The sequence below is a fragment of the Kribbella albertanoniae genome, from assembly GCF_004348455.1.
Lineage (GTDB): Bacteria > Actinomycetota > Actinomycetes > Propionibacteriales > Kribbellaceae > Kribbella > Kribbella albertanoniae.
In genome coordinates, this window is record NZ_SMKA01000058.1 from 20824 (window position 1) to 35545 (window position 14722).

The window sequence follows — 14722 nt, forward strand, 5'->3', positions numbered from 1 at the left end:
CCGCGGGGGCCGGGAGGAGTGCCCCCGATCGCACCCGAACAGCCCTCCATCCACCGACCGAGCTCGACCATGCTCAGGTGATGACGAACAGAGCGCTGGCCAGAAGACTCCCCGTCGCCCTCCTCTCCGCCGCAGTTCTCATCGCCCTGCTGATCGGCTGGACCGCCGGTGCAGCGCCGGCGAAGCAGGCCGGCGCCGAGGCAGTTCAGGCCGCACCCGGTGGCTGGGGCAACTGGGCATCGCTGGGCAACTGCCAGTACGGCTGCCATTCACCGGCCGCTTCGTCGTGGGGCTTCACCCGGCTCGACGTCTTCGCGTTGTCACGGGACTTCGAGCTCATCCAGACCACCCGCGCCGATGGGCTCTGGTCCGGCTGGAAGCCGGTCGACGGCAGCCCCAAGCTCCGGATGCGCAGCCTGGCTGCGGTGTCCTGGGGACCGGGTCGGATCGACGTCTTCGGCGTCGGCGACACAGCGACGTACGGCGGGCCCCTGTGGCAGGTGACCTACGCCGACGGTGCCTGGTCGGACTGGAAGAACCTCGGCGGTGAGTGGAACGGGAACATCGCAGTCTCGTCCTGGGGCCCGAACCGGCTGGACGTGTTCGCCTCCGAGAAACTGAACCCCGAGGATCCACAGCTCACCAAGTCGTGGCACCGCACCTACACCACAGCGGGCTGGAGTGACTGGACCGTGCTGGCCGACCGCGGCTTCGTCCAGGGCGCCGTGTCCACCAAGCCCGGCCAGATCGACATTGTCGCCGTGGACAACCAGGTGGTCCAGCACCGCCGGTTCGCAGACAATGCCTGGTCCAGCTGGACCCCGCTCGGCGGCCCGGAACTCACCGGCCCAGTGATCACCGGATCGGGCGACCGGCTGGACATCTTCCTGCAGGGCCGGGACGAGAACCTGTACCGGAGGACGTACAACGGGTTCAGCTGGGGCACCTGGCAACCGGTCCCCGGCGCTCCGCATCGGGCCATCGCCGACCCCGCCGTGGTCTCGTGGGGCGACCGGATCGAGCTCTTCGGTCACGCCAACCGCGAGGCGAACGTCGGTATCGTCCACAAGACCTACTAAACCCCGGCGCCGGCCCCGTCAGGGTCGGCGCCGGCGGCCCTGTGCTCCTCAGCGGCGGCGGCGCCAGGGGCCGGTGATGGCGTAGGTGATGCCGGGGTTGTAGACGTTGAAGAACATGGTGCGGCCGTCGGCGGAGAAGCCGGCGCCGGCGAGTTCGCCGTACTCGGGTTCTTCGGGGGTGCCGATGTTGACGGTGTTCTTGGCGAACTTGAAGACCTTGCCGTCTTCGGTGGTGCCGAGGATGTGCTGGTCGCCGATGCCGTCCTCGCACATCATCAGGCCGCCGTACGGCGACATCGTGATGTTGTCGGGGGCGTCGTACTCGGGGTTGTCGGAGGCGGGGTCGTGTTTGAAGATGACCTCGAGGCGGAGCGTGTGCTTGCGGGGGTCGTAGCGCCAGACCTGGCCGTCGTGGTCGATCTTGGGGCCTAGCTCGGTGCGGGCGAAGGAGGAGACGAAGTAGACGCAGCGGTCGCGGGTCCCCCACCAGCAGCCCTCGAGTTTGTAGCCGCCGGTGATCGGCTTGGCGTAGTCCTGGGCGCGGACCGACTCGGTCGTGGCCAGCGGGTCCGGGACCTTGACCCACTGGACGCCGTGGAAGATCGTGCCGGCCTCCTGGACGGTGGACATGTCGAGCAGGCCCCGGAATGTGCATCGCCTGGAGTTCGCCGCCGGCTCGCAGGGAGCCCCAGCCGCCGCGGGGGCGGTTCGGGAGGAAGCGGTAGAAGCCGCCGAGCGGTGCGACGAAGGCGTCCTCGGTCTCGTAGACGATGCCGGTTGCCGGGTCGAGCGCGACTGCCTCGTGCTGGAAGCGGCCCATCTCCTTCAGTGGGAACGGGTTCAGGTTGCGGCGGTCGTCGTACGGGTCGACCTCGAAGATGAAGCCGTGGTCCTTGGTGTAACCGCTCTGGCCGGCCTTGAGCTCGGTCTCCTCACAGGTCAGCCAGGTGCGCCACGGGGTGATGCCGCCGGAACAGTTGATCGCCGTACCGCCGAGGCTCACGTACTCCTTGGTCGGCCGCTGATGCCGGTTGACGACCACCGTGCTGGTGCCGCCCGCGCCGCCCGGGTCGTAGGTCCGCTCCGGGGGCGCGACGACCTTGATCTTCGAGGTCGGGCTGCACTCGTGGTTGCGGACCAGCCGCGAACCACCGTCGCGATCCGGGAACGCACCCATCCCGTCGAAGCGGCTCGGAACCGGGAGCCCGTCCTTGCGGACGGTGCCTTCCCGCGACAGGACGTCGTACCGGAAGCCGTGCGGCAGGTCGAGCATCCCGTCCGGGTCCGGAATCAGCGGTCCGTAGCCGATTTTCGGCCCGGAGGTGCCGAGTGCCGGCTGCGCCGTGTAGAGCGCCTCCACCGAACCGGCCACCGTGACCGCGGCTCCGGCCGCAGCGGCGGTACCGACGAACTTCCGTCTGGACAAGGACGAGGACATGCGCGGCCTCCCGCTAGATAGACAGGTCGCCAGTGAACGTACGGTAAAGCCAAAGCAAACGGCAAGGGAACAAGATCACTAACTGGCGGTACGACGTCGCTTAGGGCGACCTCACTTCGGAGCCGGAATGTGTTCGACGAAGAGCGGGCTCGCCACCACGATCCGCCGCCCGGTGCCGGTGGTGACGGAGAAACTTGTCCGGGCCATTCCGCTCAACCATCCTGCCGTCAGATCCGGAGCCACGTCGCGCACGAGCTTGATCACGTGAGCCAGCTGCCGGTCGACCCGACCCACCGCCCCACCGCTGGCGGTGCCGGCGTCGACCGCCCGCAGATAGCTGAACAGACCGGACGACATCGAGGGTTGGGTCCGGGTCGCCGGTACTCCGTCGGAAATGTGCTGGATCAAATGCCGGGGTGAGCCGTGGAGCAGCAACTGCACCGAGTCCACGTCATCAGGGCGATCACGGCCCCAGAAGAACAGCACGTGCTGCTCCTCGAACCTGTCCCCCAGTACGCCGTACGCGAGGCGGGTCTCGAACTGGATCCACTCCCCCGGCTCCTGCTCCTCGGTCCACCAACGGACCGGCCACTTGCCGCGGATGAACTTCTCGGCCTCGGCCAGGGTGGCCGTCGCCGCCGTGGCAGCGACGGCCGGGTCGTAGTTGAGACCGACCTCGGCCGTCGGGAGGGCGAGGCCGGCGGCGGTCACCTTGATCCCGCCGCTCAGCCCGTCCTTCTTGTTGGTCGGCTTGCGGAACTGCTGGAGTTTGGCCTGCGACAGGTAGACGAGTTCGCGCACGCTCCAACCGTACGGGTCAGAGCCGTCCCGTCACTGGTAGCAGGGCTTGGTGAACTCGTGCTTCTCGGCCGTCTTCCCGGTGAAGAAGTCTCTCTCGACCTTCACACCGGTCGGGGCGGACGGGTCCACCTTGGAGATGATGCTCTGCCGGAACACCCGCTCACCCGGCGCCCCGCTGAATTTGCCGGCGGCCTCCGGGAGCATCCCTTCGTAGTCCACCGTCTCCAGCGACTTGACCGCGGCGAGCAGCCCGGCCCGGGTCAGGTCCTTGGCGTCGACGGCCTTCTGCAGGGCTGCCTTCATCGGGTACGACCAGACCCAGCCGGCCGTGTAGCCGTCGTTCGGCGCGGCCTTGAACGTTGCCGGGTCCACTGCCCCGGCGAGAGCCTTGTGGCCGGCGGTGTCAGTCCCGTACGGCGCCCACGGGCCGGACTGCCGGTAGAGCGCGGTCAATGCGGGTGCGGCCGGGCTCTTCAGCAGCGCCGGGTTCCAGGTCGGGCTGGTGCCGATGAACTGGCCCTTGAACCCGTTCTGCGCAGCGCCACCGACGATGGTCGCGGCCTCGGTCGGGCCGGTGCTCAGGATGACCAGGTCAGGCTTGGCCGCGAGCAACTTTTGGATCGCTGCCCCCTGGTTCTCCTGCCCGGGCGCGGTCGGGATGTCGGTGAACGTCATCCCGTTCGCCGCAGCCGCGATCTTCGTCCCGGCCGCCGCGTCGTCACCGTAGTCACCCGGGAAGTGCACCGCGGCGACGGTCTTGGATTTCAGCGTCTCGGCCGCGAAGTCGACCGAGTTCATCGACTCGAAGCAGTAGTTCGTACCCGACTCCAGGATCACGTCCTCGAACGCCCAGGCCGAGGTCCACGACGCCGGTACGCCGATCACGTTGCTCGACTTGAGATCCGCCAGGATGGCCGCGGTGGTCGGTGAGCCGAGGGTCTGCGCCAATCCCAGGACGTCGGGCTTGATCTCGGCGTACACCTCGTTGTGGATCTGCGGGTTGTACTTGTTGTCCTTGACGTACTTGGTCGCGTCGACCTCGTAGGCCCCGATCCCGCCGGCCTCGTTGACCCGCTTCCAGAACGCCTTCTGGCTCTCGGTGATCGGCACCCCGAGCGCCTTGAACGGGCCCTCGGTCAGGTCCGAGATCGAGCCGAGGTAGATACAGCCCTTGGCCTTGTCGATCGCGGCCGGGCACGGCTCCTTGGTGACGCCGACGTCGAACTTGACGCCTGACTCACCCTCCTGCGTCTGTGGGGCGTCGTTGCGGCATCCCACCAGTAAGGTCAGCGCCGCGACCAGCGCGACGGCGATTCCCCTCCGAATGCTCATCGAAAACTCCTTCAGTGCGAGAACGGCCAGGATTTCCAGTAGGTGCGGAGCCGGATCCAGATCCCGAACAACCCCCGCGGTTCGAAAATTAGAAAACCGATGATCAACAGGCCGTAGAGGATCGTCTCGACCTGGAAGACCGTGATACCGCCGGAACCCGAACTGCTGCTGATGAACGGCAGCACGGCCGGGAGCTCGCGGGTGATCCGCGGCAGCAGCGTGATGAACAGCGCGCCGAGCACCGAGCCCGAGATGGTGCCGACGCCGCCGATCAGGATCATCGCGATGTACTGCACCGACATCCCGAGGTTGAACGACCCCGGCTCGACGAAGCCGATCATCACGTACAGCAAGGCGCCCGCGACGCCCGCATAGAACGACGACACCGCGAACGCGATCATCTTGTACCGGGTCACGTCCACGCCGATCACCTCGGCGGCCAGATCGCGATCCCGAACCGCGGCCAGCGCTCGTCCGGTCCGCGACCGGACCAGATTGCGAGCCAGTACGCCGAAGATCACCAGCAGCACGAGCATCAGCAGATAGAGCTTCTGCGCCTTCGTGAACAGCTCCCCGTCGACCGCGAACTGGAACCCGAACAACTCCGGTACGGCGGCCGGCCGCCCGACCCCGACTCCGCCGGTGAGCTCCCGCCAGTGCTTGAAGATGTGCTCGCCGATGAACACCAGCCCGAGTGTCACCACGGCCAGGTACAGCCCACGCAACCGGGCCGCCAGCGGCGCGACGATCAGCCCCGCCAACCCGGCGACCAGACCGGCCGCGAGCAACCAGATCGGCAGGGAGGTGATCCCGAACCCGATCAGCCGGGTGCTGTCCGGATCGCCCGAGATCGCCGCCGCGGTGTACGCGCCGATCGCCAGGAAGAACGCGTGCCCGAGCGACACCTGACCGCCGTACCCGGTGACGATGTTCAGCCCGATCGCACCGATCGCCGCAACACAGGCAGTCGCCAGTACGACGAGCAGGTCGTCCGTGAGCACGAACGGCAACAACACTGCCCCGACCGCCAGCGCGATGGTCCAGCCACGCTTGGCGGGCGTGTTGAGCAACGCCATGTCCTGCTTGTAGGACAGGTAAAGCAGCGGTCGGCTCATATCCGCTCCACCTCCCGGGTGCCGAACAGGCCGTACGGTCTGACCAGCAGGACGAGCAGCATCAGCAGGTACGGCACGACCAGGAAGAAGTCGCCGCCGAACACCGGATGCAAGTCACCGCCGTAGCTGCCGACCAGTGCCTCGACGACGCCGATCGAGAGTCCGGCGACCACAGCCCCTCCCAACGAGTCCAGTCCGCCGAGGATGATCACCGGTAGGGCCTTGAGAGCGGTCAGCCAGAGGTTCTGCTCGAGTCCGATGCCGGTCGACAAGAACACGCCGGCCAGCCCGGCCAGAGCCGCCGCGAGGGCCCAGGACAGCGAGAACACCCGGCCGACCGAGACGCCTTGGGCCAGCGCGACCTCCTGGTCCGACGACGCCGCCCGCATCGCCAAACCGGTCCGCGACCAGCGGTAGAAGGCGAACAGCGCAGCCACCACGACGAGCGTCGTCACCAGCGTGGCAAGGTGGCGCTGATCGATCTTCACACCCAGTACGTCGACCTGCCCCAGCCCCCACGGATCGCCCATCTGCCGGATGTCCAGGCCGATGAACGAGTTCACGACCGTGCGGATCACGATGTCGACGCCGAGGGTGATGATCGCGATCACGAACACCGGCTTGCCGATCATCGGCCGCAGGGCCAGCCGCTCCACACCAGCGCCAAGCAGCGCGACCAGCAGCAGCGCCACGAGCACGGCGAGGAAGAAGTTCATCGAGACGACGAGGTAGCTGACGAGCAGCGCACCGGCCATCATGAAGGCCGGCTGGGCGAAGCTGATCACCCGCATGGACTTGTAGACGATCACGAAACCCAGTGCCAGCAGGGCGTAGATGGATCCGTTGCCGAGCCCACGGACCACTGTGGCGACGAACTCGTTCATCGGGCACCCCCCGCGTACATGGACTCGACCAGCTCGGCGAACGACCTCATGACCGCGTTCCGCTTCAGCTTCTGGGTCGCGGTCAGCTCGCCGTCCTCGTGGTCCAGCAGCTTCGGCAGCAGCCGGAACGACCGCACCTGCTCGACGGTGGCCAGCCTGCCGTTGATCTCGTCCACGATCGTCTGCACCAGCGCGATCACCTCGGGCTTCGCGGAGAGATCGGCGTACGTCGAATAGGGCAGTCGATGCTGTTGTGCCCAGTGGCCGACCGTGTCCGGCTCGATGCCGATCAGCGCGGCGAGGAACCGGCGCCGGTCGCCGACCACCAGAACTTCCTTGATGTACGGCGACGCCTTCAGCGCGTTCTCGATCTCCGAGGGCGCGATGTTCTTGCCGCCCGCGGTGATGATGATGTCCTTCATCCGGTCGGTGATCCGCAGATGCGTGCCGTCGACCCACTCCCCCACATCGCCGGTATGCAACCAACCGGTTGGTTCGAGCACCGCCGCGGTGGCGGCCGGGTCCCGCCAGTAGCCGGCGAAGGTCCCGGGGTGCCGGGTGAGGATCTCGCCGGTGGTCTCGTCGATCCGCACCTCGACACCGGCGTGCGGCTCGCCGACCGTGCCGACCTTGACCCGGCCCGGGCGGTTCGCGGTCGCCACTGCGGTGTTCTCGGTCATCCCGTACACCTCGTGCATCGGCAGACCGAGCCCCATGAAGAACCGCAGTACCTCGGGGGCGATCGGCGCGGCACCCGAGGCGGCGTACCGGACCTTGCGCAGGCCGACGCGATCCTTCAGTGCGCGGTAGCAGAACAGCCAGCCGACGGCGTAGACGGCCCGCGAGGCCGCGGTGTGCCTGCCACCGTTGGCAGTCAGTACGTCGCCGATCCAGTCCGCCCGGCGGAGCCAGAAACCGCCGATCCGCCGCTTGACCGGGTCGGCGGACTCGATCCGGATCTGGACACCGGCCGCGATCTTCTCCCAGATCCGCGGCACCCCGAACAGAACGGTCGGCTGGACCTCGTGCAGGTTGGAGGCCACGGTCTCGATCGATTCGGCGAAATGCACACAGACCCCGGCGCCGGCGCCGAACCAGCAGCTGAAGATCCGCTCGGCGACATGGCACAACGGCAGATAGGACAGCACGCTGTCGCGGGGTGACGGCGGTGGCGCGGTGAATCCGCCGCGCTCGACCAGCTCCTGGATCGCGAAGTCGACGTTCGCCGCCGTCAGCATCGCGCCCTTCGGCGGGCCGGTGGTGCCGGAGGTGTAGACGAGCGTCACCACGTCGTCCGCGGTGGCGGTGTCCATCCGCTGCGACACCGCATCCGGATGCTCGGTTCGGTGCTGCTTGCCCAGGGCAAGGAAGTCGGGCCACGCGAGCAACCGCGGATCGTCGTACCGGTTTCGGATCCCGCGTGGTTCGACGTACACGATGTGGGTGAGGTCGGGCAGGTCTTCGATCGCGAGCGCCTTGTCGACCTGCTCCTGGTCCTCCGCGATCAGGACCTTCGCGCCGCAGTGTTTCAGCAGGTAGCCGACTTCGGCGACCGGGTTCGTCGGGTAGAGACCGACGGTGGCTGCCCGTACGGCGACCGTCCCGATGTCGGCGTACAGCCACTCGCGCCGGTTCTCGGAGTGGATCGCGACCCGGTCGCCGGGTTCGATGCCGAGGGCAATCAAGGCGTGGCCGACCAGCTCGGCGAAGTCCCAGTACCCGGCCCAGTCGACCTGCTGCCAGATGCCCAGATCCTTTTCCCGCAAGGCGATCACGGCCGGCGTGGTGACGGCACGCTCCTGGACCCTCGTGGCGATCGTCCTCATGGCTGCACCCGGTGTTCCTCGCCCAGATAGGCGCGTACGACGTCGGGATCCGTGGCCACGTCCTTCGGCGTACCGGTCCGGATCGGGCGGCCGAAGTCCATCACCATGATCCGGTCGGCCAGGTCCATCACCAGGCCCATGTCGTGCTCGACCATCACCATCGGCAGCCCCAGATCGTCACGGATGTCGAGGATGAACCGGGCCATGTCCTCGGTCTCCTCCAGGTTCATCCCGGCGACCGGCTCGTCGAGCAACAGGAGCTTCGGCTCGGCGGCCAGTGCCCGGCCGAGCTCGACCCGCTTCTGCACGCCGTACGGCAGTAGACCGACCGGGAGCCGCCGCCACTGAGTCAGCTCGAGGAAGTCGACGATCTCCTCGACGGCGTGGCGATTGGCCAGTTCGTTGCGGCGCGCCTTGCCGATCCACCCGAACGCCGCGAGAACGCCGTACGGGTGATGGTGGTGCCGGCCGAGCATCAGGTTGTCGAGGACGGTCAGGTTCGAGAACAGCTCGATGTTCTGGAAGGTGCGCGCGATGCCGAGCCGCGCGATCTGGTGCGGTCGGCGGCCGAGCAGATCCTCGCCACCGAACCGGACCGTGCCACGCTGCGGCCGGTAGACGCCCGACAGCACGTTGAAGATCGAGGTCTTCCCGGCGCCGTTGGGCCCGATCACCGCGAACAACTCCCCCGGATCCACGCTGAAGCTCACGCCGTCGAGCGCCCGCACCCCGTCGAAGCTGAGCACGACCTCGTCGAACGTCAGCACGGCGCTCATGACAGCCACCGCTTCCGCCGGCGGTAATGTTTCACGTCCCGGAAGGACTTCGCCGCCCCTTCCGCACCGAGGCCCAGGTAGAACTCCCGTACGTCGCCGTCCGCGAGCAGCTCGGCGGCCGGCTTGTCCATCACGATCGAGCCGTTCTCCAGCACGTACCCGTGCTGCGCGATCGAGAGCGCCATCGCCGCGTTCTGCTCGACCAGCAGCACGGTCGTGCCCTGACTGTTGATCTGAACGATCACGTCCCGGATCTGCTGCACGATCATCGGCGCCAGGCCGAGACTGGGCTCGTCCAGCAGCAGGTACGCCGGGTCGGACATCAGCGCCCGCCCGATCGCGAGCATCTGCTGCTCCCCACCGGACAGGTAACCCGCCGTACGGCGACGCCGGTCGGCCAGTACCGGAAAGAGCTGGTAGGTCCGATCGAGATTCGCCGTGATCGATCGCGGGCGGACATGACCGCCGATCCGGAGGTTCTCCTCGACAGTCAGGTCGGCCAGGATCCGCCGGCCCTCCATGACCTGTTTGATGCCCAGGGCAGCGATCCGCGCGGCGCCGTACGTGTGGATCGGCTCACCGTCGAGAGTGATCGACCCACGCCGTACCGCACCGTCGTGGACGTCCAGCAGCCCCGACAATGCGCGCAGCAAGGTGGACTTGCCGGCCCCGTTGGCCCCCAGCAGGGCAACGATCTGCCCCTGCGGGACCTCGAGGCCGACGCCCCGCAGCACCAGCATCACATCGTCGTAGACGACCTCGAGGTTCTTCGCTGCCAGCACCCGGCCTCCCGGATCCCCGATGGTTCCAATGACCTTGGCGAGTGAGTGTGACACCGCCGCTGGGCACTGAGAAGGGCTGGCAGCCCGAAAATCGGACACTCCCCCCAAACCGTGACCGACCGTCAGGAGTAAAACCAGTTAGACAACTGGTACTAGAGCGAGCGGACCCCCGAACCGCGGACCACCTGGGCGTCCGGCAGCGATCGGGCGTACCGACGGCCGGGTAGTGGTTCGTCCGGTGGGGAGCCGCGCCGCGTGTCGGCGCAATCGTTGACGGATTGCTGGGACGACTACCCGTTGGTCGGTACGCCGGACCTGCGCCACTGACCGATCAGAGCGAGCGGACCCAGTTCTCCAGGACGGTGGCGCCGGCGTCGCCGGACTTCTCGGGGTGGAACTGGGTGGCGGTCAGCGGGCCGTTCTCGACTGCGGCCACGAAGGCGTCGTCGCCGTACGTCGTCCAGGTGACCAGCGGGGTCACGGATTCGCGGGTGTCTTTGAGCTCCCACGAACGGACGCCGTACGAGTGGACGAAGTAGAAGCGTTCCTTGTCGACGCCTTCGAACAGACGGGTGCCGGCCGGTACGTCGATCGTGTTCCACCCCATGTGCGGAACGGGCTGCCCCTCGGTCGGCTGGAGGCGCTCGACCGTGCCGGGCCACTGCTCGCAGCCGTCGGTCTCAACGCCGTGCTCGATCCCGCGGGCGAACAGGATCTGCATGCCGACGCAGATGCCGAGGACCGGGCGGCTGCCGGTCAAACGGCGGTCGACGATGGCGTCACCGCGGACGGACTTCAGGCCGGCCATGCAAGCGGCGAAGGCGCCGACGCCGGGGACCAGAAGGCCATCGGCGTTTAGCGCTTCGTCGAAATCCGAGGTGACTGTGACGTCGGCACCGACGCGCTGCAGGGCCCGCTCACCGGAGCGGATATTGCCCGATCCGTAGTCGAGGAGGACGACCTTCTTGCTCACAGGGCGCCCTTGGTGGACGGGATCCCAGGCTGCCGCGGGTCGAGCTCCGCGGCTGCCCGCAGTGCGCGGGCGAACGCCTTGAACTGCGCCTCGACGATGTGGTGCGGGTCGCGACCGGACAGCACCCGGATGTGGATGCAGATCGCGGCGTTGAACGCGAGCGTCTCGAAGACGTGCTGGGTCAGCGAACCGGCGTAGTCGCCACCGATGATCGCGTAGACCTGACCGTCGGGCTCACCGGTGTGCACGCAGTACGGACGGCCGGACAGGTCGACCGTGCAGTGCACGAGCGCCTCGTCCAGCGGCACGGTCGCGTCGCCGAAACGGCGGATGCCCTTCTTGTCGCCCAGCGCTTCTTTCAGCGCCTGGCCGATGCCGATCGCGGTGTCCTCGACCGTGTGGTGCGCGTCGATCTCGAGGTCGCCGACCGTGTTCACGTGCAGGTCGAGCAGCGCGTGCTTGGCCAGCGCGTTGAGCATGTGGTCGTAGAAGCCGACCCCGGTCGAGATGTCCGCCCGGCCCTCGCCATCGAGATTCAGCTCGATGAGAACCTTGGACTCGCTCGTCTCCCGATCGACTCGCCCGATGCGCGTCATGACAACCTTCCCGTGTCTGTCTTGAGGATGCGCTCCAGTGAAGCGCGGAACGCGGCCATCTCCTCGCCGGTCCCGATCGAGACCCGCAACCAGCCGTCCGGGCCGGTCTCGCGGATCAGGATGCCGTCGTCGAGCAGCGCCTGCCAAACAGCGTGCCGGTCGGCGAAGGTACCGAAGAGAACGAAGTTCGCATCCGAGTCGACCGCGCGCAGGCCTTGCGCACGCAACCAGACGACCGTCTCGTCCCGCTCGATGCGCAACTGCTCGACCCGGCCGAGCAGCTCGTCGGAGTGCCGCAGCGCGGCCCGGGCGACCGCCTGGGTCACCGCGGACAAGTGGTACGGCAGCCGCACGATCCGCAGCGCGTCGACCAGTTGGTTGCTCGCGGCAAGGTATCCGACCCGGCCGCCGGCCAGCGCGAACGCCTTCGACATAGTCCGCGCCACCGCGAGATTCGCGTACGACGGCAGCAGCGAGAGCGCACTCGGCGTCCCAGTACGCCGGAATTCGCCGTACGCCTCATCGACGACCAGAACCGCGCCGATCGCGGCCGTGCGCGCGGCCAGTGCCTCGACGACCTGGATCGGCAACGCCGTACCGGTCGGGTTGTTCGGTGAGGCGAGCAGCACGACCGACGGGCGGTGCCGCGAGATCGCGGCGAGCGCCTTGCTCTGGTCGAGCGTGAAGTCCTCGGACCGGCGGCCCGTGACCCAGGCGGTGTTGGTGTCTCGGGCGTACTCCGGATACATCGAGTACGTCGGCGCGAACGAGAGCGCCGTACGGCCGGGACCGCCGAAGGCCTGCAGCAGATGCAGCATGACCTCGTTGGAACCGTTCGCCGCCCAGATCTGCTCGGGCGTCAGATAGGCGCCGGACTCGCGCCCGAGGTAGGCCGCGAGATCTGCGCGCAGGTCGAGGAACTCACGGTCCGGGTAGCGGTTCAGGCCCCGAGCCGCATTTGTCACCGACGCCGCGATGTCGGCGACGGTCGCCTCGCTCGGCGGGTACGGGTTCTCGTTGACGTTGAGCAGGATCGGTACGTCGAGCTGGGGCGCGCCGTACGGCTCGAAGGCCTTCAGCTCATCGCGGATCGGCAATCCCTCGAAGCGGCTCATGAGCTCGCTCCGGGGAATCGCACGGACACCGCAGCGCCGTGGGCCGGCAGATCCTCGGCGTTGGCCAAGGCAACGACATGACCCGCGACCTCTTCCAGAGCGTCACGTGAGTAGCTGATGACGTGCACGGCCTTCAGGAAACTGCGCACGGACAGGCCGGACGAGTGGCACGCGCAGCCCGCGGTCGGCAGGACGTGGTTCGAGCCGGCGCAGTAGTCGCCGAGCGAAACCGGCGACCAGCCACCGACGAAGATCGCACCGGCGTTGGTGATCCGGGCCGCTCGCTCCTCAGCATCGACAGTCTGAATCTCGAGGTGCTCAGCGGCGTACGCATCGACGACCGCGGTGCCCTGCTCAAGATCATCGACCAGTACGACGGCCGACTGCTGACCGTTGAGCGCCTCGGTCACGCGGTCGTGGTGCTTGGTCTTCGCGACCTGGATCGGCAGCTCTGCCTCGACAGCCGCGGCCAGGGCCTCGCTCGGCGTGACCAGGACGCTGGCCGCCATCGGGTCGTGCTCGGCCTGGCTGATCAGGTCCGCGGCGACGTGCTCGGCGTTGGCGGAATCGTCGGCGAGGATCGCGATCTCGGTCGGGCCGGCCTCGGAGTCGATACCGACCTCACTTTGGAGGAACCGCTTCGCGGCAACGACGTAGATGTTGCCGGGACCGGTGACCAGATTGACCTTGCGGCAGCCGTCAAAGCCGTAGGCGAAGCCGGCGATCGCCTGCGCGCCGCCCATCGCGTAGACCTCGGTGATGCCGAGCATCTCGCAGACCGCGAGCACCGTCGGGTGCGGCAGACCGCCGAACTCCTTCTGGGGTGGGGATGCCACGGCAAGCGACGGCACGCCGGCAACCTGAGCCGGTACGACGTTCATCACGACACTCGACGCCAGCGGGGCACGCCCACCTGGCACATACAGTCCGACGCGCTGCACCGGCACGAACCGCTGGGTGACCCGGCCACCCGGGGCGGGCTCGGACGCGATGTCGGCGGTCTTCTCGTCCTCGCTGACCTCGCGGACGCGGCGGATCGACTCCTCGAACGCCGCCCGCACGGTCGGGTCCAGCTCCTCCAGCGCGGACTTCAGCGCCGTCTCCGGCACCCGGACGTCCTCCACACGCACATGGTCGAACTTCTCGCCGTACTCCTTGATTGCCTCGAGCCCGCGATGACGGACGTCCAGACAGATGGGTCGGACGACGTCGAGAGCCTTCTCGACGTCGAACACGGCTCGGGGGACGAGGGCGTTCACTTCGGCTTGGAGGTCGGACACCTCACCGGCCGCCACTCGGCCCCGCAGGTCGACGCGGCGAATCATGGGCCCAGTCTAGTAGTCACCGCGCGTGCTCCCGACCGCATATCCACAGGCCGACCACACGCACCGTCACCGGCCGTGATCATGCGGGTTGTCCACTACGCTCACTTGTATGGACTCCCGCCTGCCGCTGCTCACTGTCGACACGGTGATCTTCCCTGGGCTGGTGCTCCCGATCCCGGTCACCGACGTCCAGGGCCGCGCGGTGATCCGCGACCTGGTCGAGAACGGTGGCGAGATGATGTGCGGCGCCCTCGCGGTCCGTGACGGCTACGAACTGGGCGAGCGCGTCTTCCGCTCCCTCTACGGCACCGGCTGCTCCGCGACCATCTCCGAGATCCGCCTGGACGCCGACGACGACGGCCCGGTCGAGATCACCCTCACCGGCAGCCACCGGTTCAAGGTCGCCGAACTCGACGGCGGTGGCGACTACCTGGTCGCGGACGTCGAATGGCTCGACGAAGAACTCGGCGACGACCCCCTGGGCGCCGCGACCGTGGCCGTCGGCCGCTTCCGCCGGTACGCCGAAGCCGTCTCCGCCATCAGCCGCCCCGGCCTCCACCTCGGCGACCTCCCCGACGACCCCAGCACCCTCTCGTACCTGATGTCAGCAGCCATGACCCTGCTCACCCCCGACCGCCAAAAGCTCCTGGAAGCCACCGACACCACCGACCGCCTAACCC

14 protein-coding genes and 1 pseudogene are annotated in these 14722 nt (G+C 67.9%); 2 read left to right on the forward strand and 13 right to left on the reverse strand.

Annotation, left to right across the window (positions count from 1 at the left end):
• The first annotated feature begins 80 nt into the window (after positions 1–80).
• On the forward strand, positions 81–1079 hold the full coding sequence (locus E1261_RS15585) for a DUF8189 domain-containing protein (RefSeq protein WP_132407218.1): 999 nt from the start codon (positions 81–83) through the stop codon (positions 1077–1079).
• A gap of 48 nt (positions 1080–1127) precedes the next feature.
• On the opposite strand, the gene E1261_RS46385 is transcribed toward E1261_RS15585, so the two are convergent.
• The 13 genes and pseudogenes from E1261_RS46385 to hisD form a co-directional block, all read right to left on the reverse strand.
• Positions 1128–1709, reverse strand: a complete 582-nt coding sequence (locus E1261_RS46385) for an alkaline phosphatase PhoX (RefSeq protein ID WP_238176242.1) — start codon at positions 1707–1709, stop codon at positions 1128–1130.
• 76 nt (positions 1710–1785) lie between these two features.
• Positions 1786–2517, reverse strand: a pseudogene (locus E1261_RS46390) (alkaline phosphatase PhoX); the annotation flags it as partial.
• 111 nt (positions 2518–2628) lie between these two features.
• Positions 2629–3318 carry an SAVMC3_10250 family protein gene (locus E1261_RS15595; protein WP_132407220.1) on the reverse strand — a complete coding sequence of 230 codons (690 nt, stop codon included), beginning with the start codon at positions 3316–3318 and terminating at the stop codon, positions 2629–2631.
• Positions 3319–3348: 30 nt separating this feature from the next.
• Positions 3349–4650, reverse strand: a complete 1302-nt coding sequence (locus E1261_RS15600) for an ABC transporter substrate-binding protein (protein ID WP_132407222.1) — start codon at positions 4648–4650, stop codon at positions 3349–3351.
• Between the two features lie 11 nt (positions 4651–4661).
• On the reverse strand, positions 4662–5765 hold the full coding sequence (locus tag E1261_RS15605; protein ID WP_132407224.1) for a branched-chain amino acid ABC transporter permease: 1104 nt from the start codon (positions 5763–5765) through the stop codon (positions 4662–4664).
• Positions 5762–6649, reverse strand: coding sequence for a branched-chain amino acid ABC transporter permease (locus E1261_RS15610; protein ID WP_132407226.1), 888 nt, complete (start codon positions 6647–6649; stop codon positions 5762–5764). Before E1261_RS15610 ends, E1261_RS15605 begins: the two co-directional genes overlap by 4 nt.
• The gene (locus E1261_RS15615; RefSeq protein ID WP_132407228.1) at positions 6646–8475 is read right to left on the reverse strand and encodes an AMP-dependent synthetase/ligase; all 1830 of its coding nucleotides are present in this window, start codon (positions 8473–8475) and stop codon (positions 6646–6648) included. The genes E1261_RS15610 and E1261_RS15615 overlap by 4 nt, the downstream gene beginning before the upstream one ends.
• A complete protein-coding gene (locus E1261_RS15620) occupies positions 8472–9251 on the reverse strand; it encodes an ABC transporter ATP-binding protein (RefSeq protein WP_132407229.1) in 780 nt (259 codons plus the stop codon). Before E1261_RS15620 ends, E1261_RS15615 begins: the two co-directional genes overlap by 4 nt.
• Entirely contained in the window at positions 9248–10033 is a 786-nt protein-coding gene (locus tag E1261_RS15625) for an ABC transporter ATP-binding protein (protein ID WP_132407231.1), read from the reverse strand. The genes E1261_RS15620 and E1261_RS15625 overlap by 4 nt, the downstream gene beginning before the upstream one ends.
• 331 nt (positions 10034–10364) lie before the next feature.
• Positions 10365–11006: an imidazole glycerol phosphate synthase subunit HisH gene (gene hisH / locus E1261_RS15630; RefSeq protein WP_132407233.1), complete on the reverse strand. Its 642-nt coding sequence runs from the start codon at positions 11004–11006 to the stop codon at positions 10365–10367.
• Positions 11003–11602 (reverse strand): imidazoleglycerol-phosphate dehydratase HisB, encoded by a 600-nt coding sequence (gene hisB, locus E1261_RS15635; RefSeq protein ID WP_132407235.1) that lies wholly within the window; start codon positions 11600–11602, stop codon positions 11003–11005. Before hisB ends, hisH begins: the two co-directional genes overlap by 4 nt.
• Positions 11599–12717 carry a histidinol-phosphate transaminase gene (locus E1261_RS15640; RefSeq protein ID WP_132407237.1) on the reverse strand — a complete coding sequence of 373 codons (1119 nt, stop codon included), beginning with the start codon at positions 12715–12717 and terminating at the stop codon, positions 11599–11601. The genes hisB and E1261_RS15640 overlap by 4 nt, the downstream gene beginning before the upstream one ends.
• Positions 12714–14042, reverse strand: coding sequence for a histidinol dehydrogenase (gene hisD, locus E1261_RS15645; protein WP_132407239.1), 1329 nt, complete (start codon positions 14040–14042; stop codon positions 12714–12716). Before hisD ends, E1261_RS15640 begins: the two co-directional genes overlap by 4 nt.
• 109 nt (positions 14043–14151) lie before the next feature.
• Between hisD and E1261_RS15650 the strand changes: the two genes are divergently transcribed.
• On the forward strand, positions 14152–14722 hold a 571-nt coding region (locus E1261_RS15650), incomplete at its 3' end, for an LON peptidase substrate-binding domain-containing protein (RefSeq protein ID WP_132407241.1).